General features: G+C 52.3%; 17 protein-coding genes. 5 read left to right on the plus strand and 12 right to left on the minus strand.

Features of this window, described 5'->3' with window-relative positions:
• Positions 1-78: 78 nt before the first annotated feature.
• Positions 79-1,347, minus strand: coding sequence for an iron-containing alcohol dehydrogenase (locus E5336_RS07985; RefSeq protein WP_135980593.1), 1,269 nt, complete (start codon positions 1,345-1,347; stop codon positions 79-81).
• Complete coding sequence (locus E5336_RS07990; RefSeq protein ID WP_135980594.1) at positions 1,344-1,784, minus strand: MarR family winged helix-turn-helix transcriptional regulator; 441 nt, start codon at positions 1,782-1,784, stop codon at positions 1,344-1,346. Before E5336_RS07990 ends, E5336_RS07985 begins: the two co-directional genes overlap by 4 nt.
• Before the next feature lie 115 nt (positions 1,785-1,899).
• On the opposite strand from E5336_RS07990, the gene E5336_RS07995 reads away from it, so the two are divergent.
• Entirely contained in the window at positions 1,900-2,235 is a 336-nt protein-coding gene (locus E5336_RS07995) for a TfoX/Sxy family protein (protein WP_135980595.1), read from the plus strand.
• The gene (locus E5336_RS08000; RefSeq protein ID WP_135980596.1) at positions 2,232-2,837 is read left to right on the plus strand and encodes a pyridoxamine 5'-phosphate oxidase family protein; all 606 of its coding nucleotides are present in this window, start codon (positions 2,232-2,234) and stop codon (positions 2,835-2,837) included. Before E5336_RS07995 ends, E5336_RS08000 begins: the two co-directional genes overlap by 4 nt.
• Positions 2,838-3,057: 220 nt before the next feature.
• Here E5336_RS08000 and E5336_RS08005 read toward each other — a convergent pair whose 3' ends face one another.
• The 8 genes from E5336_RS08005 to E5336_RS08040 form a co-directional block, all read right to left on the minus strand.
• The gene (locus E5336_RS08005; protein WP_135980597.1) at positions 3,058-3,513 is read right to left on the minus strand and encodes a hypothetical protein; all 456 of its coding nucleotides are present in this window, start codon (positions 3,511-3,513) and stop codon (positions 3,058-3,060) included.
• A 74-nt stretch (positions 3,514-3,587) separates the two neighbouring features.
• A complete protein-coding gene (locus E5336_RS08010; RefSeq protein ID WP_135980598.1) occupies positions 3,588-4,610 on the minus strand; it encodes a hypothetical protein in 1,023 nt (340 codons plus the stop codon).
• A 200-nt stretch (positions 4,611-4,810) separates the two neighbouring features.
• Positions 4,811-5,998 carry an oxygen-binding di-iron domain-containing protein gene (locus E5336_RS08015; RefSeq protein WP_135980599.1) on the minus strand — a complete coding sequence of 396 codons (1,188 nt, stop codon included), beginning with the start codon at positions 5,996-5,998 and terminating at the stop codon, positions 4,811-4,813.
• A gap of 114 nt (positions 5,999-6,112) precedes the next feature.
• Positions 6,113-7,930 carry an ABC transporter ATP-binding protein gene (locus E5336_RS08020; RefSeq protein ID WP_135980600.1) on the minus strand — a complete coding sequence of 606 codons (1,818 nt, stop codon included), beginning with the start codon at positions 7,928-7,930 and terminating at the stop codon, positions 6,113-6,115.
• Positions 7,920-10,091, minus strand: a complete 2,172-nt coding sequence (locus E5336_RS08025; protein WP_135980601.1) for an ABC transporter ATP-binding protein — start codon at positions 10,089-10,091, stop codon at positions 7,920-7,922. Before E5336_RS08025 ends, E5336_RS08020 begins: the two co-directional genes overlap by 11 nt.
• Entirely contained in the window at positions 10,088-10,540 is a 453-nt protein-coding gene (locus tag E5336_RS08030; RefSeq protein WP_168353608.1) for a MarR family winged helix-turn-helix transcriptional regulator, read from the minus strand. The genes E5336_RS08025 and E5336_RS08030 overlap by 4 nt, the downstream gene beginning before the upstream one ends.
• Positions 10,541-10,636: 96 nt before the next feature.
• Positions 10,637-12,628: a TIM-barrel domain-containing protein gene (locus tag E5336_RS08035; protein ID WP_277820826.1), complete on the minus strand. Its 1,992-nt coding sequence runs from the start codon at positions 12,626-12,628 to the stop codon at positions 10,637-10,639.
• Positions 12,629-12,735: 107 nt separating this feature from the next.
• Positions 12,736-15,768, minus strand: a complete 3,033-nt coding sequence (locus E5336_RS08040; protein WP_168353609.1) for a CAP domain-containing protein — start codon at positions 15,766-15,768, stop codon at positions 12,736-12,738.
• A gap of 768 nt (positions 15,769-16,536) precedes the next feature.
• Here E5336_RS08040 and E5336_RS08045 point away from each other — a divergent pair.
• The 3 genes from E5336_RS08045 to E5336_RS08055 are packed head-to-tail and all read left to right on the plus strand — an operon-like array spanning position 16,537 to position 19,380.
• Positions 16,537-17,379 carry a type III toxin-antitoxin system ToxN/AbiQ family toxin gene (locus E5336_RS08045; protein ID WP_168353610.1) on the plus strand — a complete coding sequence of 281 codons (843 nt, stop codon included), beginning with the start codon at positions 16,537-16,539 and terminating at the stop codon, positions 17,377-17,379.
• Between the two features lie 58 nt (positions 17,380-17,437).
• Complete coding sequence (locus E5336_RS08050) at positions 17,438-18,616, plus strand: amidohydrolase family protein (protein ID WP_135980606.1); 1,179 nt, start codon at positions 17,438-17,440, stop codon at positions 18,614-18,616.
• 8 nt (positions 18,617-18,624) lie between these two features.
• Positions 18,625-19,380, plus strand: a complete 756-nt coding sequence (locus E5336_RS08055; protein ID WP_135980607.1) for a DeoR/GlpR family DNA-binding transcription regulator — start codon at positions 18,625-18,627, stop codon at positions 19,378-19,380.
• A 45-nt stretch (positions 19,381-19,425) separates the two neighbouring features.
• On the opposite strand, the gene E5336_RS08060 is transcribed toward E5336_RS08055, so the two are convergent.
• On the minus strand, positions 19,426-20,382 hold the full coding sequence (locus E5336_RS08060) for a carbohydrate kinase family protein (RefSeq protein ID WP_135980608.1): 957 nt from the start codon (positions 20,380-20,382) through the stop codon (positions 19,426-19,428).
• Positions 20,379-21,017, minus strand: a complete 639-nt coding sequence (locus E5336_RS08065; protein ID WP_135980609.1) for a GDSL-type esterase/lipase family protein — start codon at positions 21,015-21,017, stop codon at positions 20,379-20,381. The genes E5336_RS08060 and E5336_RS08065 overlap by 4 nt, the downstream gene beginning before the upstream one ends.
• Positions 21,018-21,089: the final 72 nt, after the last annotated feature.

Below are 21,089 nucleotides of genomic sequence, written 5' to 3' on the forward strand. Positions count from 1 at the left end.
CGTCTTGTACATGCCGCCCCACGCCGGAAATGAGGGACATTCCTTATGTGGCGTGGTGAGCCGGCGGCAGGCACGCGATTAAACCGAGGAGCGCGGCCGATAAGCCGGAATTGGCTGGGTCCAGGCCCGCTCTTTTTGGCGGACTTCCAAATTTTTCAATCGGTAAAACATCGCTTCCAGCTCGCCTTCGTCCAAAAGCGACGGCACCGGGTAAAGCGGATTGGCTTCCCTGGCCGCGTGACGGGCCATCGTCGGGATATCCTCTTCCTGGATCTGCCCGATCGTGGCCGGGATGCCCATCATCACGTTGAGCCAGCGAATCGCCTGGATGAACCTTTCGGCGCCGAGCGCGTCGCTTTCCAATGGCGTGCTCAATCCGGCGCACACCGCCAGCTCGTGTAGCGGCTTATGGACGCTTTGCCCATAGCGTTCGAGCATGTACGGCATGATGATGGCGTTGGCCAACCCGTGGGGAATATTGTACTGGCCGCCTAAGGCGTGGGCGATGGCGTGAATATAGCCGACATACGCGCGCGTGAACGCCTTGCCGGCCAAAAACGAGGCGCGCAGCATGTGCTCACAGGCGACCATGTCGTTTCCATCCGCGTACACCCGCTCAATGTTTTCAAAAATCAATCGCACCGCCTCTTTGGCGTACTGTCGCGTCTTGCTCATGTTGGAGCGGCCGATGTACGCCTCGACGGCGTGGCACAGCGCATCCATGCCGGTCGTCGCGCTCAAATGCGGCGGCAAAGTGCGCGTCAGCTCAGGATCGAGAATGGCATATTTTGGAATAAGCGTAAACGAGTTGATCGTGTATTTGTGATGCGTTCGCTCGTCGGTGATGACCGCGGCCAGCGTCACCTCGCTGCCGGTGCCGGCGGTCGTCGGGATGGCAACAAGCGGCGGTATGGATTTGTATACTTTCAGCAATCCTTTGAGTTTGGACAACGGCTTGTTTGGAAACGCGACGCGCGCGCCGATAGCTTTGGCGCAGTCGATGCTCGAGCCGCCGCCCAGGGCGATGAGCGCCGAGCAGTCGTACTGATGGTACAGTTCGAGCGCCGCTTCGACGTCAGACACTTTCGGATTGGCTTGCGTTTTGTCGTACAGCACGCACGACACGTTTTGACAAAACAGCGCGTCGATGAGCGTGGCGGCCATCGCGCTTTTCGCTAACAACGGATCAGTCACGACAAGAACCGTTCGCCCGCTCCATGCGTTAAACAGCTTTTCGGCGTCCTTGAGCGAGGAAAAGCATTCCGGATCGCGGTACGGCAGGATCGGCATCGCGATGTGGAACGCCTGCTGGACGAGGCGGCACGCGCCTTTTTGAATCGGGTTCATCGGGTGAGGTCCTCCTTGCTGATGGAATGCAGGTTGGCGGCAATCGAGCCAAGGCACTTGTACATGATTTCGCGCTCGTCCTCGTCCAAAGCGGATCCCGCCTGGTCGACGGCTTTGTGCGCGATCGTGTTGAGCCGCCTGGCGAGCGCCTGGCCGCTTTCGGTCAGCCTGACCTGGGCGTTGTAGCGGCCGGCTTTGTGGACGAACCCTTTGGCTTCAAGCGTGGCAAGCGACCGGGAAATCTCGGCTTTGTCTTTTTGGCAAATGTCCTTGAGCCTGGCGGCGGTGACGCCATCCGGAAAGCGGGACAGCGTGATAATGTACAAGGCGTGGGTGCCTTTGAGTCCCTCGCCTTTCATAATGTCGCTAGCGATCTTGTTCCAGTATTTCATGATTTCGAAAAGGATCAGTGTGAAGCGTTCAAATCGGGTGATCATACTCGCCCTCCTTTAAAGTTGATTTATCAACATTTGCATCATACCCCTTTTTGTTTTTCATTGCAACGAAAGAGTGAGATTTTGATACAATGGAAAAAGAAAGAGAGGGAATACAATGGCGACATCCAAAGCGTTTTGCGACTATGTGATCGAGTCGTTTTCCATCGCGGGAGCCGTCCGGGTGCGGTCGATGATGGGCGAGTACTGCCTGTATCTTAACGACAAGCTCATCGGCGACTTGTGCGACGAGCAATGTTTGCTTAAGCGCACGCCGACATCGGATGCCATGCTCCAGGGCGAACCGCTCGACTATCCGTACGAAGGCTCGAAACAGCTGATGCACGTCTTCGACGACTTTGACAACAAGGAGCGCGTCGCAGCTTTGCTGGCGGGCATGTGGAACGACTTGCCGGAAAAGAAACCAAGGAAAAAGAAAGGAACGAAAAAATGATCCATTTTGAACGGGAAGTATTCGACCCGGTCTTGATTGAGGAAATGCTGAAGCAGTTTCAGCACGTGAACATCGCGATGAACGACGAGGACGGCTATCCATACGTCGTGCCGGTCAACTACGGCTTCGAGATCAAAAACGAGAAGCTGCTCGTGTACGTGCACTGCATGAAGCGCGGCAAAAAAGTGGATTTGCTGCGCAAGGACCCGCGCGTCTGCCTGGAGTTCAGCGCGTTCAACGATTTTCCGGACCGGCCGTACAAAGGCCACCGGCACGACTATCGCAGTGTCATCGCCAAAGGCGTGATGAGGCTTGTCGACGCCAAAGACGAGTATGAAACGTTCCGGCGCGGCTACGAATTGCTTTATGTGTGCAACGACCGGCCAATCACTCCGCTGGAAAGCCGGAAGGGGGTGCCGAACATGTATATCGGCAAGATCGAATGCGACTGGAACGACGTGACGGCCAAGTCGGAATTTCCGCTTCGTACCAGGGAGGACGTGCCGTTTGTCAACGTGTACGAAGTGGAGGAAGACACGACGCCTTTTGACATCAGGGATTTGATCGTGACCGCCAAAGAGCGGCAGAAAAAAGAGAAATAAGTGAAACGGAATGAACAAGTCCTCGTCTATTTGCTCATCTTCATCGCCGCTCTGCTTGGATTCACGATCCGGCGCTAGCCTGTTTTTATTTCGATCGGACTGGCTGTCGTGGAAATCGTTCTGATTGTGAAGCTGAGGGCGATGAATAAAAAGCGATAGCCATAATAAAGGAAAAGATTGTGTGTTTAAAGAAATCCACACAATCTTTTTTTGATGCTTGTTATTTTCTTTCCTGTCGATGCCTCCAATGGATTCCGACATGTCCGATGCCGAAGATCACTGTCGCTCCCAACAAAAACGGATTGCGTCCATATACCGCCAGGCTGAAACCCGCCGCGACTGGCAAAACGGCGCCGGGTATCGGGATCATCCCCAGATCCCGATAGAAGTCTTGTAGCGTGTGGTGACTTCGAAAATAGCGGATCCAGTACCGCTCATACAAGCCCATGCATCCAAACACGACGACTAGCCACAGCCAGGAACGGGGCGACTTGTTTTCAAAAAGCGCGCAAGCACTCATCGCGACTTGTCCGATTCGTTCCAGCGCGACAAGAACGCGGTTTTCCTGCTGTTCCAGTTGGTCGTATCCTTTTGGACGAACTTTTGTCCACAGCAAATTGGGCACGATCAGCATTGCCAAAAAGACAAGGCCGGCCCACGAAAAAGTCCATCGCATCGCATTCCCTCCCTTCTCAAACGCATTGAAAGTGGAAGCATCCACCCTTCCACTTTCATAAAATCCATCTTTGATCAGCTGACAAGGTATGGAAGCACAAGCTTGCGAATGGCATCCGAATATCCAAGAGCATCGCATGCCTGTTCGGCCGTTAGTTCTTCCGAAACCATTTTCTGTTGGGCTAAGACGACAAGAGTTGAAGTCATTTGACCAAGTTGCTGGTCCTTTTCCTCTAACTGACGGTCTTTTTCCTCTAGCTGCCGGTTGTACTCCTTGTCCTTTTTCTCAAATTTCAAATAAGCTTTCTTTTCGATATAATCGATCACACTCCGCATCGTGATCCCTCCTTTCTTTCGCTCGTATAAATCAAATTGTTCCAAATACACATACAGCGCCTCGGTCAGCTTCCTGTCATTGGAAAAAGCCGCCAGCGTCATCAGCGTCTCCTCCACATGCTCGATTTTCCATTGTTTTGGAGGTTCGTACATCGGATGGTCCGGATCCTTCTTCCGGCTGCGCCGGATTTGCGCGCAATAATCCGCGATGATCCGAAAATCACTTCGAATCGACGCGATTTTCTCCTCGCTCCACCACGCGATGTTTTCTAAATTCATTGTATAACCGGAAACGAAGGGTTTCAAGAAGGGCGTCTTCTCAAGCCGGGTCAAATCATCCAGGGATTTGGCGTTCCAGGCATCGTCGCCATAATGCAGAACAAATATGACACACGGAATAAAACGGGAAAGAGGGATCTCGAATGGAGCTTTCGATTTGTGAAGGATCTGGCTTCGCTGCCAAAAGTAGAGGGTGTCGCCATAGCCTAAGGCGCGTATAGGCATCGTCCAGTCGCGCCAAATCTGGTTTTCAAAGCAGACGATAAAAAGCGGGTTTCCTTGTTTGTCGAGAATCATGGCGCAAACGTCGCGATACAAGTCATGAAGGGAGTCGTCGAATACAAAATGGCTGGGGATGTCAAGATAGCGGATCTGATTCGAAGAAATGATGGGCGCGTTGTGAAACAAAAGCAGGTTCACAAGAGAGGCGAACACATCGGGGACGCGAAGAAGCGCCTTTTGGGTGATGTCTTTGTTGGACATGAATAAGAAATTCCTTTCTATTTAGGATTTCCATGGAAAGATCGTTTTGGGATGACCCGTCGAAAGACGGGGTTGAAATATTTCATTCCGATTATAACAATTTCCCCCTAAAACACAAACAAAAAAAGATTTTTCTGTTTCACAAAAAAGCGGAAAGATTTGATACCTTCCACTCGTTATAGGATCCATATTCGCTGTTTTCACTGCAACAAAGACTGCACAAAGCCGGGAATGGCTTCCCAATCCTCTTCTTTTGGCGCCCAGTACACCTTCACGCCTTCCTCGATGACGTCGAAACCGGCGTCTTTCAAATACTGCTGCAAATGCGGCACGCTCTCGCCGCTCCAGCCCCACGTGCCAAACGCGCCCGCTTTTTTCTTTTTGAATTTCAGCTGCTTCAAAAAGGCGAGCCATCCCGACACGCTCGACAAAATGTCGTTGCCAACCGTTGGCGAACCAACCGCGATCGCCTTCGACTTCATGATTTCCGTCATGATATCGTTTTTATCGGTTTTGGAAATGTTGAACACTTTCACCACCGTATCCGGCGACTGGCTGGACACTTCTTTGGCGATGGCGTGGGCGATCTTCTCGGTACCGTTCCACATCGTGTCGTACACGATCGTCACCTGGTTTTCCTGATAGGCGTCGGCCCATTTTGCGTATTTTTCCACGATCTGCATCGGCTCCGTTCGCCAAATCGCGCCATGGCTCGGGGCGATCATGTCGATTTGCAAACGCAGCGCCTCGATTTCCTTGAGCTTGCGCGTCAGCAGCGGGGCGTACGGATTCAGGATATTCGCGAAGTACTTCATCGCCTCCCGGTTCATAACGCACGCATCCGCCTTGTCGTTGAACAGCTCCTCAACCGCGTAATGCTGGCCAAACGCGTCGTTCGAAAACAAAATGTTGTCGCCCGTCATATACGTCGCCATCGAGTCGGGCCAGTGCAGCATCGGCATCTCGACAAAAATCAGCTGTTTTCCGTTGCCGATATCCAGCGTGTCCCCCGTCTTGACGACATGGAAGTTCCATCCCTTTTTCCCGTACTGGCCTTCCAGACTTTTCACCGCGTTGGCCGTGCAGTAGATCGGCGTGTCGGGAATTTTTTCCATCAGCGTATTCAACGCGCCCGAGTGGTCGCACTCGCCATGGTTAACCACGATATAGTCGATGTTTCGCAAGTCGATTTCCTGTTCCAGATTGTCCACGAACTCAAACCGGTGCGGCAGCCACACCGTGTCGATCAGCACCGTCTTTTCCTCCTCGATCAAATACGCGTTTTGACTTGATCCGTGCTCGACTGAGTAGTCATCGCCATGAAAATGCTTAAGCTCCCAGTCGATGTACCCGATCCAGTACACGTTGTTTTTCACTTGTCTTTTCATCTTGCTCCATCCTTTCGTTCCTGTCCTTCTTTTATACGAAATTTATCGCGCGATTGCCATTGTCGTGCCACCCAAAAAGCGGGATGCTTCATCTCACCCCGCTTTTTCAAAACGTTACTCCTCCTCGCTCGAGAACTGCGCGTTGTACAGCTTCGTGTAAAAGCCGTCGCGCTTCATCAAAGCGTCGTGATTGCCAATCTCGACAATGTCGCCCTCGTTCATGACAAGGATGGCGTCCGCGTTGCGAATCGTCGACAGCCTATGCGCGATCACAAAGCTCGTCCGCCCCTCCATCAAGGCGTCCATGCCCTTTTGAATGAGCACTTCCGTCCGCGTGTCCACCGAGCTGGTCGCCTCGTCCAAAATGAGGATCTTCGGATCGGATAAAAACGCCCGGGCGATCGTCAGCAGCTGACGCTGTCCTTGCGACACGTTCGAGCTGCCTTCGCCAAGCACCGTGTCGTAGCCGTGGTCGAGCGTTTCGATAAAGTGGTCGACATGCGCCATTTGCGCGGCCTTCACCATTTGCGCCTCGCTCGCGTCCGGATTGCCAAACTTCAAATTGTCGCGGATGGTGCCCTCAAACAGCCACGCGTCCTGGAGCACCATGCCGACTAGCGAACGCAAGTCCTTGCGCGTAAACGTGCGCGTGTCGTGGCCGTCGATATAGATCGCGCCGCCGTTGAGCTCGTAAAAGCGCATGAGCAGCTTGACGATCGTCGTCTTGCCCGCGCCTGTCGGTCCGACAATCGCGATTTTCTGCCCCGGCTTGACGAACATCGAAAAGTCGCGGATGACCGTCTTGTCCGGCGTATAGCCAAACCGGACGTTCTCAAACGCCACCTGTCCCTGGATGAGGGACTTGCCTTCAAAGGACACCGGAACCGGATCACTCGTGTCGGGCAGCACCTCGGCCTCGTTCAAAAAGCCAAAGACGCGCTCGGCCGCTGCCATCGTCGACTGGAGCATGTTCATCGACTGCGCGATCTGGTTGATCGGCTGGGTGAAGCTGCGCGTGTACGTGATAAACGACTGGATGTCGCCAATCGCGATGACCTGATGCAAAACGAGATAGCCGCCCAAAATGCTGACGCCCACGTAGCCCAGATTACCGACCATCATCGTGAGCGGCTGCATCAGACCCGATAAAAACTGTGACTTCCACGCGCTGCGGTACAGCTGGTCGTTGTACGTTTCAAACTGGTCCACGCTTTTTTGCTGGCCGTTGAACGCGGTCACGATTTCATGGGCGCCATACATTTCCTCGATATGCCCGTTGAGCAAGCCAAGCGACGTCTGCTGGGACAAAAAGTACTTTTGCGAGTTTTTCATCAAAAACACGACGCCAAACAAGGAAAGCGGGATGATGAGCAGCGCGAGCAGCGTCATCTGCCACGAAATCGAAAGCATCATCCACAAATACCCGACGATGCGCACGACGTTGGAAATCATCGACGCCAGCGACTGGTTGAGCGACTGCACCATCGTGTCGATGTCGTTGGTGAAGCGCGAAATGACGTCGCCGCGCGAATGAGTGTCGAAATACGAAAACGGCAGCCGGTCGATTTTCTCGCTCATCTCACGACGCAGCCGATACCCGATCTTGTTCGACACCGTCGCCATAATGAAGCTTTGCGCGTATTCCATACCCGCGCTAAACGCGTAAATGGCCAGCAAGATGGCGCACGTCTTTTGGATCGCGTCAAAGTCGATGCCGCCAATGCCCTGCACCTTGTTCATGAATCCGTCGGCGATTTCGGTAATGATATCACCCGTGATCTTCGGGCCGATGACGGCGATCGCCACCGAGGCCACGGCGCAGACGATACCGATCAAAAAGCCCCATTTGTACGGCGCCATATACGAAAGCAGCTGCCGCATCGTCTTTTTCATGTTTTTTGGTTTCTCATGCACTCGTTTTTTATGCGGCATACCCTAATTCCTCCTTCGACAGCTGGGAAAGCGCGATTTCCTGATACACCCGGCACGTCTTCATCAGCTGCTCGTGCGTGCCTTTGCCCACGACTTTCCCCTCGTCGAGCACGATGATTTGCTCAGCGTCCAAAATCGTCGAGATGCGCTGGGCGACGACCAAAATCGTGCTCTGGTCGGCCCGCGCCTTTTTCATGAGCGCCTCGCGCAGTCTGGCATCCGTCTCGTAGTCGAGCGCGCTGAACGAGTCATCGAAAATGTAGATTTCCGGCTTTTTGACGATCGCCCTGGCAATCGAGAGCCGCTGCCGCTGGCCGCCCGACACGTTCGTGCCTCCCTGGGCGATCTCGCTATGGATCCCCTTGGGCTTCTCACTGACAAAGGACGTGGACTGCGAAATATCGAGCGCCTGTTCGATCACGTCCTCGCCGGCGGTTTCGCTGGCGTATTTCAAATTGGACTCGATCGTGCCGGAAAGCAGCACGCCCTTTTGCGGCACGTAGCCGATCTTTTCACGCAAATCGCTGGCCAACACGTCCTGAATGTTTTGCCCGTCGACGTAAATCGCCCCTTGCGTCACGTCGTAAAAGCGCGGCACAAGATTGATGAGCGTCGACTTGCCCGAGCCGGTGCTGCCGATGAACGCGGTCATCTCGCCGGGCTTCGTTTCAAAGTCGACGTCCTGCAACACGTATTCGGAAGCGTCCGGGTATTTGAACGACACGTGGTCGAACCGGACGACGCCGCGCTTGTGTTCGTCAAACGGCTTAGGCGATTTCGTTTCCACGACATAGTCGGGGGCGACGAGCACGTCGTTGATGCGCTGGGCGGACACGTTGGCGCGCGGCAGCATGATGGAAACGGCGGTGAGCATCAAAAACGCCATGATGACTTGCATCGAGTACTGCATGAACGCCATGATGCTTCCAATCTGGATCTGGCCAAGATCGACTTGCTTGGCGCCAAACCACAAAATAAGCAACGTCGTTCCGTTGAGCACGAACATCATGAGCGGCATCATGAGCGACATGGTCCGGGTCGTGAACAGCGACACCTTCGTGATGTCGCGGTTGCGGGTCGAAAACTTTTCCTGCTCGACTTCCTGGCGGTTGAACGCCCGGATGACGGGCATGCCATCCAGGATCTCCTGCACGACGCGGTTGAGGGCGTCGGTGAGCTTTTGCATGATCTTGAACTTGGGCATGACGAGCAAAAACAGCGTGCCAACCAGCGAGAGCAGAACGACGATGGTGAGCGCGATGATCCATGTCAAATCGGCTTCGGATTCGAGGACGTGGACAAGGGCGCCAATGCCGATGATGGGCGCGTACAGCACGATGCGCAAAATCATCATGAGCGCCATCTGCACTTGCTGGACGTCGTTGGTCGTCCGGGTAATCAGTGTCGATGTCGAGAAATGCTGAAAGTTCTGCTGGGAAAAGCCGGTGACTTTTTTAAACACGTCCTTGCGCACGTGGCGCGAGAAGCCGGCCGCCAGTCTGGCGGTTAAAAAGCCGACGGCGATGGCGCACACGGCGCTGACAAGCGTAAAGCCAAGCATGACAAGGCCGCCATGGATGATGTAGTTTTGTTGCATGGACTCCAAATCAACGCCAAGCGTTTCGTACTCGCGTTTGAGCATTTGGGCCTGCATGCTGTCCAGCAAGGAGCCGCCTTGCTCGTCCATGATCCGTTTCGCTTGTTTTTGGATGACGGGGAGCGTCTGCTCGTTGACGGCAACCGGCGTTTTCGACTCGTGGACGGCCATCGCGCAAAGCTCGAGCACTTGCCATGTGTCCATAAGCCGTTCCCGCTCCGTTTTAGAAATGTCTTCATTGAGCATGTACACCGGCTCGGTTTTGAGCGCGGGGATGTCCTCTTTTTGCCTGGCGGTCGCGTCCTTTGGCGTCACAAGTTTGTACGCGTCCTCGATTTGCCGGGCCTGGGCCGGCGTGGCGAACAGCAGGTAGCCTTGCATCGTCTTTTGGGACAGGACGGGATACACGTCGCTTTCGATGCCGTTGTTTTGCAGGCCGACATCGACGATGTTTTGCATGTAGGCGGGCAGCTCGAGCTCGGCCCACGCCTGCCCGAACAGCAGGCCGACAATGAGCACGATCGAGAGGCCAAATGGCTTGAGATAGCGAATGAGTTTGGTCATACGTTTTCTTCCTCCGGCGTTTCATCTTCCATATAGCGGATCGTCTTTTCGAGGATGCGCTCAAGGGCGAGGGCGTCCTTGGGACCTAAATACGTCATGTAGTTGTTGACGTCTTCCATCATTTGCGTGAATTTTTCTTTCATTTCGGCCATGAAGCCGTCGCTGACTTTCACGTACACGACGCGGCGGTCGAACTCGGTGCGCACTTTTTCCACCCACCCCTTTTTTTCAAAATACGTCACCATCTGGGACGCGGCGGCATCGGTGATTTGGTAGTGTCGGGCGAGGTTCGAGATCGTCGTGCGATGATTGGGACATTTGTGAATGTAGCGCAGGATGACGATTTGGCGCGGGCGGATTTGCCCGGAACTGTCCACTTTCTCCTTCAGTAAATTGAACGTTCGAAACAGCCGTTCGATCATTGTCGCTTTGACGGGTTTTTCTTCCATAAAAACTCCTTTCATTTTTACTTAATTACCTTAAATATTAAGCTGATTAAGTATTTTGTCAAGCAAAAAGGAAGCGAATTTTCGCTTCCCGGGTTTTTATTTTTGTCTTTCCAAATTTTTTATGATTAACGTATCTTCTTTCGTCGTTCCATCGTCGTCGTACAGCGTGTAGTCGCGTCCGTCCCCGAGCCATTCGAGCGCGTTCCAGTCGATATCCGTGACGCGGCGGGCCGCTTTGGCGAGCGGTACGGCTTTGCCTAGGCGTATGAAGAACACGAGCTCATTGAGCGGATAGTCGACAAAATGCCAGCCGGCGTCCATCGGGGTTTGCTCGATCGTTTCATCGGCGTGGAAGACGACTTTCGTCATGGCTTGCGGCAAATACACGGCGCGTCCGGTGGCGTTTTGCGTAAGGACGGGCGCGAGCATGATTTCGTCGCCGAGCAGCAGCTGGTCTTCGATCTGGCTGGCGATCGGATCGTCTTTGTATTCGAAGGCGAGCGCTTTGAACATGAGCGTGTCGTTTTCGATCGCTTTCAAATATTCGGAGTAAAGATATGGCACGAGCCGATAGCGCAAACCGATCAAATGCCGGAAATCTTCGGGCCGTTCAAACTGGTATGGCTCCTGCTCGCGGGTGCCGAGCGCGGAATGGTTGCGCATGAGGGGCGTGAACACGCCGATCTGCAAAAACCGCAGGACGAGGTCGCGGGTCGTGTCGGCGCCAAAGCCGCCCAGATCCGGTCCGGTGTACAGGAAGCCGGCCATGTTGATGGCGGGCAGCTGGTGGACGATAAGACCGAGGTGCGACCACCACGACTTGTTGTCGCCGGTCCAGATGCCGCCGTAGCGGTGCATGCCGATGTAGCTGGAGCGTGAGAACATGAGCGTGCGCTGGTCGGGGCGCAGCGTTTCAAACGCTTCCGAGGCGCTGCGGGTCATGAAGTAGCCGTACAGGTTGTGCACTTTGTCGTGGCGCAGCCACTGGTCGCCTTTGTGGTGGTAAAACCGGCGGTAGTCGTCCATCGAGTTTTTCAAGCTTTCGACCTGGGTGCCTAGCTTGAAGTATGGTACTTCGTCTTTTTCGTTGGCTAAAAATTCCTCGAGCTGGCCGTTGAGTTTGTCGATGCCGTATTGGGAATAAAACAGCGCGGGCTCGTTCATGTCGTTCCAGAACGCGTCGATGCCGTATTTGGTGAGCGCTTCGTACTGCATGCCAAACCAGTGCCGGGCTTTGTCGTTCAAAAAGTCCGGGAACACGGAATAGCCTGGCCACACGGCGCCGATGAAGTCGGTTTTATGGTCTTCGAGCTTGCAGAAGTAGTCGTTTTGTTTGCCTTCCTCGTACGCGAAATAGCCGTCCTGCTTTTTGACGCCGGCGTCGATGATCGGGACAAGATGGACGTCGCGTTCTTTCATCCATTGCACGAATTGATCGAACCGGCCGTCAAACTCTTTTTCGTTGAGGGTGAAGTCCTTGAAGTCCTGCATGTAGTCGATGTCCATGTACAGCATGTCGATCGGGATGTCGAGCTCGTCCAGTTTGCGAACGACGTCTTTGAAGTCGTCCTGCGTCTTGTAGCCCCAGCGGCTTTGCCCGTAGCCGAACGCGAACTTTGGCGCTTTGTAGCTTTTGCCAATGGCGTGGCGGAACTGCCTGACGATGTCGAGAACCGATTCCCCTTCAAAGTAATACAGCTTGAGGTCGGCTTCGCATTCGACGCGCAGCGCGTCGCTTTGCGTGTAGCCGATGTCGAACTTCACCCGTCCCGGGTAGTCGACAAACAAGCCAAATGGTTTTTCTCCATCAACGACGATAAAATTGTGCGCCGAATACAGCGAGCGCTTGTCCTCGTGGTGGTGCGGCTCGTCGGTCGCCCACGATTCGTATTCCCAGCCGCGTTTGTCGATGCCGCGCACCTGCTCTCCTAGACCATACACCTTGTCGGCGGGCGCCAGAGCGTAGGTGAACGAGAAGACATGGTCGTCGATGGCGCTTGTTCCAACCGGGACCTGACCTACAGTCGCTTCCACATCGTTGACGATGGCGTCGGTGTCGACTGGATTTCCATACACAAACTTTTTCATAATTTCCTCCCACTTTTGATTTTTATAGTTTTATTGTATCCGCTTCCAACGATGAGTACAAATGAAAAAAGGATAGTGTTGTCTTCACTATCCTGATCAAAGTGATATTAGTCTTTCTTTCGTTTCAAAAAAGCCACCGCGATCGCTCCGCTTAGCACGGTTCCGGCTGTGTAAATATATAAGCCTGTTCCCGCCGCCGTGTTTGGACTGGATTCTTTTTTCGAATCTGTATTCTCTTTCTTTTCGGGATTTGTATCCACGACAATCGTCTCTTCGTTTTCCAGAAGCTTCAAGAAAGCGTCGAGAACGTTTTGGGCGGCCTGTCTTGCTTGCTTCGCTTTTTCGTATTCGGCTTTGGCCTGCCGCAACGATTCAAGGCTTGAATCCGCATCGGCGATGAGTTGTTCCAGCTTCGCTTTCGCCAATTGCTCATCCTTTTTCAAGGATTGATAGTTCGCGAATAAAACCGGAAAGGCCGCCAAATCGTCAAACGTTGGATCAAAGTTTGCCGATTGACCTTTTTTGATCGCGTTCCATGCGTCTTTCGCCCCATGAAGTTGTGCAAGATAGGCCCGCGCTTGGGTTTGCCGTTTGGAATCCTGCGCGATTTGATTTTGGGCGTTTTGAATCGAAGTGCGTAAAGCCGGCACCTCTTTTTCAAGGCTTTCGATCGTTCTCACCGCTTGATTTTGCGCGCGGACCGTCTCCTCGTACCGCACTCTCAAGCCATCCAGCGCGAGGAAAGTTTTATTTGCCTCATCAAAAGCTTTCTTTTTCTGCTGCTCGTCCTGGGCTTTCTGAGCAGCCTCTTTTTTGTGTTCGTTGAGTTTGGCTTCGGCCGCTCCTGTCTCCGTTTCGAGCGACTCCAAGCCTTTCCTTACCGTTTCTGCGTTTTGTTTTACGCTTTTTAATTTTTCGGATTTGTCTTGCGTGTCTTTTTTCGCTTCGTTCCATTCTGTCTTTGCGTTCGCGATCAGACGTTCCAAAGCGGCAAGCTGGTTTTTCTTGTCTTGAGCGAACGATTGATTTTGAGCGAGAAGCGCCGTATGGGTTTGATGTGTCGTGTTCGCCTGATTTAACCGTGCTTGCGCTAAATCAATATTATTTTGCAATGCGCGGAGTTCGTCAGACTCAAGATACGCCTGCAAAGCGTTTTCCTTTTGAGAAAGGATTGCCTGCGCTTGTGAAAGCATTTCTTCTTTGGCTTTTAAATTGTCTTCCGCTTTTTTCAACAAAGCCTGGGAGTTTGTCAGCGCCATCGCTGCCTGACTGGACAATGTGACCGCTTGTTCAAGCGAGACTTCTCTTTGACTTAACAGCTGTTTCTGCCGTTCCGCTTCCGCTACTTTGGTTTTCAATTCCGCTTCAGCCTGTTCGATGGCTTTGACAAGGCTGTTATCGGCCTGCGCGGTCTCCAGCTCTTCTTGTTTTGCCGCGATGGCTTTCTCGATACCCGAACAATAATCATCGAGCATCTTCTCATAATTTTCCACGGTGTATCCCGATCCCCTATATGTGAATACCTGTCCATATGCTACATTGTAGCGGTGAGGTTCGGTATTGACCGCAAATCCTGTGATATAATAGCCATCTTCAATGATGTTGAGATAATGACCGACTTCTTGAAAATGGTCGTTTTCAATTTCTTCCGGTGTCAGACCTTGTGCCAAATACCGCTCATAGATCGCCTTTTCTTTATCGTACCAGCCATCGAACGGATTTTCGTAGCCCCATGCCAGGTTTTCTCCCACTTGATATTTTTGTGAATGCCCGACTTCAACAGCCGAATAATTAAGCTGTTTTTGCGCGATAGCCATCATATAGGAATTGACACCCAAGGCAGGCAATCCGTGTTTTGCTCGAAGCTCGTTGCATTCTTTGATCCAGGCCAGCGACGCTTTCATGTTTTCCAGACTCGTCGCGTCATTTTCTTTTCCGACATGAGTGTAGTCATACAGACCATCCGTTCTGCTTAAAATCACGTTCATCGCTTTTGTAGCATCATCGTTGTCGATAGCTTGGAAAAATCCCAATGAACCCGAGGCGTATTGCGCTTGCAGAACTTGAAGCTGTTCTTCGAGTTTTTTGATTTCGGCATGATTCGTTTCGAGCTGCGACTGCAAGTTGTCGATTTTCGCCTGAACGCCTTTGACTTCCTGTCCGGCAATATCCACGGCTTCTGTCTGGAGCTTGACGGCGTTTTCCGCTTTTTCGACCGCGAGTTGCGCGTTTTTCTGCGCTTCGGCTTGTTTTTTGTTTTCCATCAGCGCCTGCTCTAAAGCGGCCTGGCTCCGGCTTACTTCGGATTCGGCGTTTTCCACACCGGTTTGAGCATCCGCGATCGCCTGCTGATAGACCGGAAGTTCACTGGCGGCTTGATCAAATGCTGATTGGGCCAAAACCAGTTGATTTTCCGATTCGGCAACCGATTGCGCGCTTTGTTCCACCATAGCTTGCGCTTGCGAAACGGCTTGCTGCGCGTTTTGAAGTTCTGCTTCGGCTTGAGCGTATACTTCCTCGTTTTCCGCCAGCGCGAGATTGGCTTCTTTTTCGGCTTGCACAGCCAGTGCCTGGTCATAAGCGGCCTGGGCGGCCATAACCGCGTTTAACGCCTCGTTGTATGTGGCGCGTGTGGATTCCAAAGATTGGGACAGCGCCGCGTAATTCGCTTCCGCTTGCGTTAAAGCGTTTTGCGCTTCCTGCAATGCAATTTGGGCGTTCGTCCATAAATTAATCGCTTCCGCGTTTTTTTGTTCGGCTGCTTCGATGGCGCCCGGTTCCAACGCGTCGTATTCCGCTTTCGCCTGCTCTACCGCCTGTTCCAAATCTTCCAATTTGGATTTTTCGCTTTCGAGCAGTCCCTGCTTTTGCGTCAGTTCCGATTCCAGCGCTTCTTTCTTCTCAATCGCGTCTTCATAATCCGCAACCATTTTTTCCAATTCCGCGGTTCCAGTCGTTATTTCCTGATCGAGCTTTTGATCTACACTGTTTTCCAGTGTCTGTCTTTCATTTACGATACGATCATATTGCGGTTGGTACTCGTTGCCCCCCCGTACCGTAGCATAATTTTGTTCAGCTGTTGCCACCGCTTCTTCCGCTTTCGCTTCTTCTTTGCTTGCCTCTTTTAAAGCGTTTATCAAAGCGTCCGCTTTCGATTGCGAAACAACCTGTTGAGCGACGGCTACATTCGCAATCGGATCTGATAATTCAAAAAAAGAATTTGCTCGCGATTCTTCTTTGGCGAATACTGGCATACTTTGAGGTATAAGCGATGAAGCGATCACCGCGGTCGCGCTAAGTCTTTTTAATGCTTTATTGTCTTTCATAATCAATCGGAGACAGATGAAAGCCGAATTGCTTTTGGAAGGCAATCCGGAGAAACTGCTTTTTCCTTTCTTTTTTCCATAATCTCTGCCCTTGCAGTTCCCTTTTTGTCGTCTTATATACTTTTTCAACACATAAAATATTAAAAATCATCCCCCTTTTACATAAAATGTGATTTTCTTCTCCATTCCGTTCACTTCATAGCAATGAAGGTATAAAAAAGGCAGATTTTTATTAGTCTGCTCATAGGAATACCGAAACTGGACTCGAAAACACGATATATGTGCAAATCTAATTTCCTTTATCTCAATCAAGTATATAAGACGTAGTTAAATTAAAATATATTTAACAAAATGATTATAACTTTTAATCCCGATTCAATCAATATTATCCTTGCGTAATGTTAATATTTTTTGTTTTGTTTTTATATTATATAAAACATCAATATCATTAAACTAATGTATATTTCGTAAAATAAGAAAAAAGCTTACTTTTCCCATTTGACAATCTTAATATCCTTTTTTACAATAAAGACACAAAAAGACCCGTAAAGGATCTTTCAAACTGGAGAGGCCATGCCTGAGTTGGCAACGAAAAAACTGGAGAGGCCATACCGTAGTTGGCAACGAAAAAACTGGAGAGGCCATGCCGTAGTTGGCGACTATAAAAGGGATGCCATCCCTGAAAACTGGCAGAGCTGTTCGAAAGAACAGCTTTTTTCGAAAGGAGAATGTATGAACAACTTATTTCATTTTTTAGACCCCAACCCAAACATATACCGGGTCGATTATCCTTATCGTCTCTTTTTGCACGAGGCGGATCCGAACGTCAGCATCAAAAGCACCCGGCCGTTTTACGGCGTGATCGTCCTGCTTGGCCGTTTCCACTATTTGATTCCATTAACTTCCAAGCCGCTGCGTCCCAATGGAAAGCGACGCAATCCCCGCACGACTGTCGAAATCTTCGACGAAGACCATGAGCGCATCGCCGCCCTTCTCGTCAACAATATGATTCCCGTCCCACCTGTTTTCTATGAAGAATTTCAATTTGAAGGCCTAGTCAATGAAACCGTCTTTGAAAAAGAGCGGATGTATTTGCGTCGAAAATCAGTGAAGGATGAGATCTTGCGGAAGGCGGATGCTGTATATCGTGGTGTCGTATTCCGCCAGGATCCCTTCTTAAAGCGTTTTTGCTGCGACTTCAAAACCCTCGAACAAGTTTCCAATACGTACCGGATTTGCGAACCAAGCTTTGTGTATGTGACCGACGCGCGCCCGATCTCTTCCCCGCTGCCGCCGACCATGTGGCTGCTGCACGACGATTCTCCTCTTTCAAACTCTCTATTTTTTGGTTCAGCCGAAATTTCCAGATCTTTTTCTCATAAAAGCCAAACAATGAATTTGGATTCTCAAAAAAACACTTTTTAAACCTTTTCTTTCTTCCAACGAAACTCAATAATGATTTTGAAAGGAAGGGAATGCAACTATGATCATTCGCAACGCAAATGTATGGATCGATGGCGCTTTCCAATGCGTCGACGTCCGCTTTAACGAACAGGAAATTTTAGAAATCGGCCCCGGGCTGCAAGATGACGAAATCTTGGACGCGGCCGGATACGACTTGTATCCGGGCTTTGTCGACACTCACATGCACGGCGGGTTCCGCCACAACTTTTTTCCACACGCCTATGACGAAACCGTCAGCCACTGGAGCGAAGACGATGTCCGGTTCCTCCTTGCCAAACTGCCGGAAACCGGCGTGACCAGCGTCATGCCGACCATCAACTCCTTATCCATCCCGGACAGCCAGAAAACCGTCCGCGCCATTCGCAAGGTACGACAGGAAAAAGTCGGCGCCGACCCGTTTCTCTTTCATTTTGAAGGCCCGTACATCAATCCGAAACGAAGCGCCTCCATCGACCCGACGCTGTGCGCGCTGCCCACACCCGCCCACACGCTCGCCATGGTCGACAACGATTTAAGCGACATCGGCATCGTCTGCCTTGCGCCCGAGCTGCCCGGCGCCAAAGAGTGGTGCGAATGGATCACCGCCCAGGGCGTCCACGTCGAACTTGGCTACACCCTCTGCACCGCCAGCCAGGTTCGCCAGTGCGCCGACTGGGGCGCCGACACAACGACCCACTTCTTCAACGGCTTTGAAGCGATGCACCAGCGCAAAGAAGGCGGCATCGTCGGCTGCCTGCTTGAAAACCGGCTCAGTCACCAAATCACTTGCGACGGCATGGTCGTATCGCCATCGTGGATCCATCTTGGCATCCGGCTCAAAGGCCTCGACCGCTTTTACGGCATGACCGACCTCGTCCATTTCCACGGCCTAGCCGATGGCGAATACGAAAACGAGCATTTCGGTCCCATCGTCGCCAATGAAACCGGCATCAAAACCAAAGCCGACGGGCTTTTTTTAGGCGGATCGACCCCATGGAACGAAATTATGAAAAAAGCCCGCGACCTCGTCGGCTTGAGCCGGGAGGAAATCGCGCAGCTGTACGCCGAAAATCCATGCCGATGCCTCGGCATCCATGACCGGGGAAAAATAGAAATCGGCCGAAAAAGCGATTTCTGCCTCATGGACGCCGACTATCACGTGATTCAAACGATCATCGACGGCAAAATCGTCTTTGAACGAGCGGAAACGGAGGTTTGAGACAACGAATGAAGAAACAAGAAAGGCAAAAAAAGATTTTGGAACTGCTCCACGAACGGGAGCGCATCAAGATCCGTGAACTCGCCGAACTGCTTCACGCCTCCAGCGAAACGATTCGCACCGATCTCGACACTTTGGTCAGCCAGGCGCTCGTCATCAAAGAGCACGGCTGGGCCCGCGTCAATAAAACCATCAAGGAAATCCCCTTGTCGTATCGTTCCCAGGAAGACCACAGCATCAAAAAAGGCTTGTCCCTTCGCGCTTTTCAAGAAGTCAAAGACGGACAGGTTCTCTTTATCGACGGCGGCAGCACGATTTTCGCCGGGATCGAGGCTCTCACCTACAAAAAGGAAATCACCGTCGTCACCGATTCTTTTCCGGTCGCCGCCAAATGCATGGAAAACCGCATCAAGACGTTTTTCCTAGGCGGGGAAATCAACGAGCTGGAACAAAGGACGAGCGGATACTTCGCGACCAAAATGCTTGAGCATTTCCGCATTGACCTGGCGATCCTTGGCACACTGGGCATCAAGGATACCGACGGGTTCACCACCATCAACATGGATGGCATCGCCTTGCTGCGCCACGTCATCAACCAGTCGAAAAAAGTGCTCGTCGTCTGCGATAAAAAACGCTTCGAGGATTCAGCCGCGTACATTTACGCCAAATTCCGCGAAGTCGACATTCTCGTCACCCATCCCCTGCTCCCGGAACAAAAGAAAATGGTGGCCGCCGTCAAAACGATCATCGAGTGCCCTTCGTAAAAAAACAAAAAGAGGAAGATTTCCCGTGTCTTCCTCTTTTTTCCTCTACGGCTGACGATATCCCGCGATGTACTCGTCCACTTCCTCCATCGTCGGCATCGACTTCAACGCGCCAATCCGCGTCGTCACGATCGAAGCCGCCGCGTTGGCGTGCGTCAGCATGTCCGCCAGTTTTTCCTCGTCGAAATTTTCAAACGGCGTGTCGCAAAGATAGGACAGGCACACCCCGCAAAACGTGTCGCCCGCTCCCGTCGTGTCGCACGTGTTCCGGTTCAAAAACGCGTCCTTGTACACATGGTGGCCGTTGCAAAAGACTTGCGCCCCTTTTGGACCCGATGTGACCAGGATCATCTTCATGTCATACGCATCCTGCAAAGCCTTGACACCTTCCTCGATCGTGTCCTTGCCCGTCATGAATTTGAGCTCCTCGTCCTCGATCTTGATAAAGTCGCACAAGGCGCAGCCCGCCTTCATTTGTTCTCTGGCCTCGTCCAGATCATCCCAAAGCGGCGGCCGCAAGTTCGGATCGAACGAAATGATCGCCCCGTTTTCCTTCGCGCACGCGACCGCCTTTTTCGTCGCCTCGCGCACGCCCTCGTGCGTCATGCTCAACGTGCCGAAATGGAAAATCTTCGAGTCCTTGATCAAATCCAAATCGACTTCGCTTTCATCCAGCATCATGTCCGCGCCCGGATTGCGGTAAAACGAGAAATCCCGGTCACCCGTCTCGTCAAACTTCACGAACGCCAGCGTCGTGCGCACCGAATCGTCCACGACCAGGCCCCGCGCGTCGATGCCGATTTCCTCGATCACCGCCTTAAGCTGGTTGCCAAACATGTCGTTGCCCACCTTGCCAATAAACGCCGTCTTCTTTTTCGCCTTGTTCAGCATCGCCAGCACATTGCACGGCGCGCCGCCCGGATTGCCCTCAAACGTGTTCGTATCCTTTTGCGCGAAGTCAATCAGCAACTCCCCCAGCGCTGTCACATCCATTGTTTTCATTGTCCCTCTCCTTTTTTCCTTTCCTCAATCGTTTGATGAATCGCTTGCGCGAGCCGGCCATGGTTGGTTTCATCCATATGCACGTTGTCAACCGGCGAAGCGTGCGCGAAATCGGCCGCGTTCAAAAACGCCACGCCAAGCTCTTCGCAAACCGACTGGATTTCCCGGCCCAAATATTTGGACTGACACAAGCTTTCCTCGTCAAAATCGCCACACTCCCCTTCGGTTTGCGCGATGGCCTCCCCCAGCAAAATCGGCGCGACCATCAAAATATCCGGTTCCTTGTACCGGTACAAAAACGGATTTTTGATTTGGCGCAAAAACGTTCTCGCCCCGCGCGCGACAGCCTTTGCCCGGGCGTTAAAAAACGTCTTCAAGTCGTTGGTCCCCAGCATCACGACGACCAAATCGACCGGTTCGTGGCTCATGAGCAGCATGTCAAGCGCCCGCAAGCCGTTTCGTCCCGGCGTGAACGGATCGTCGAAGGCGAACGTTCGTCCGTTCATCCCTTCCTCGATGATCTCGTCCTGCGGCCGCAGCGCCATCAGCTGCCGGGTCCAGCGGTTTTTGTGCCGCAATCCCGTATTCGGATCGAACCCCCACGTGTTGCTGTCGCCAATACATAAAATTCTCATCGCCCTTGTTCCTCTTCTCCTGGTATATATGAATTAGCCCATTTAACTGAGCCATTCTATATACCTTTTCCT

The sequence above is a fragment of the Dubosiella muris genome (assembly GCF_004793885.1).
Lineage (GTDB): Bacteria > Bacillota_I > Bacilli_A > Erysipelotrichales > Erysipelotrichaceae > Dubosiella > Dubosiella muris.

Bases quoted from the DNA above. Each gene is read 5' to 3' on its own strand.
- E5336_RS08065 (WP_135980609.1), bottom strand. From the start codon at position 21,017: ATGAGAATTTTATGTATTGGCGACAGCAACACGTGGGGGTTCGATCCG.
- E5336_RS08000 (WP_135980596.1), top strand. From the start codon at position 2,232: ATGATCCATTTTGAACGGGAAGTATTCGACCCGGTCTTGATTGAGGAA.
- E5336_RS08055 (WP_135980607.1), top strand. From the start codon at position 18,625: ATGAAGAAACAAGAAAGGCAAAAAAAGATTTTGGAACTGCTCCACGAA.
- E5336_RS08010 (WP_135980598.1), bottom strand. From the start codon at position 4,610: ATGTCCAACAAAGACATCACCCAAAAGGCGCTTCTTCGCGTCCCCGAT.
- E5336_RS07990 (WP_135980594.1), bottom strand. From the start codon at position 1,784: ATGATCACCCGATTTGAACGCTTCACACTGATCCTTTTCGAAATCATG.
- E5336_RS08050 (WP_135980606.1), top strand. From the start codon at position 17,438: ATGATCATTCGCAACGCAAATGTATGGATCGATGGCGCTTTCCAATGC.
- E5336_RS08035 (WP_277820826.1), bottom strand. From the start codon at position 12,628: ATGAAAAAGTTTGTGTATGGAAATCCAGTCGACACCGACGCCATCGTC.
- E5336_RS08060 (WP_135980608.1), bottom strand. From the start codon at position 20,382: ATGAAAACAATGGATGTGACAGCGCTGGGGGAGTTGCTGATTGACTTC.
- E5336_RS08030 (WP_168353608.1), bottom strand. From the start codon at position 10,540: ATGGAAGAAAAACCCGTCAAAGCGACAATGATCGAACGGCTGTTTCGA.
- E5336_RS07995 (WP_135980595.1), top strand. From the start codon at position 1,900: ATGGCGACATCCAAAGCGTTTTGCGACTATGTGATCGAGTCGTTTTCC.
- E5336_RS07985 (WP_135980593.1), bottom strand. From the start codon at position 1,347: ATGAACCCGATTCAAAAAGGCGCGTGCCGCCTCGTCCAGCAGGCGTTC.
- E5336_RS08020 (WP_135980600.1), bottom strand. From the start codon at position 7,930: ATGCCGCATAAAAAACGAGTGCATGAGAAACCAAAAAACATGAAAAAG.
- E5336_RS08015 (WP_135980599.1), bottom strand. From the start codon at position 5,998: ATGAAAAGACAAGTGAAAAACAACGTGTACTGGATCGGGTACATCGAC.
- E5336_RS08025 (WP_135980601.1), bottom strand. From the start codon at position 10,091: ATGACCAAACTCATTCGCTATCTCAAGCCATTTGGCCTCTCGATCGTG.
- E5336_RS08005 (WP_135980597.1), bottom strand. From the start codon at position 3,513: ATGCGATGGACTTTTTCGTGGGCCGGCCTTGTCTTTTTGGCAATGCTG.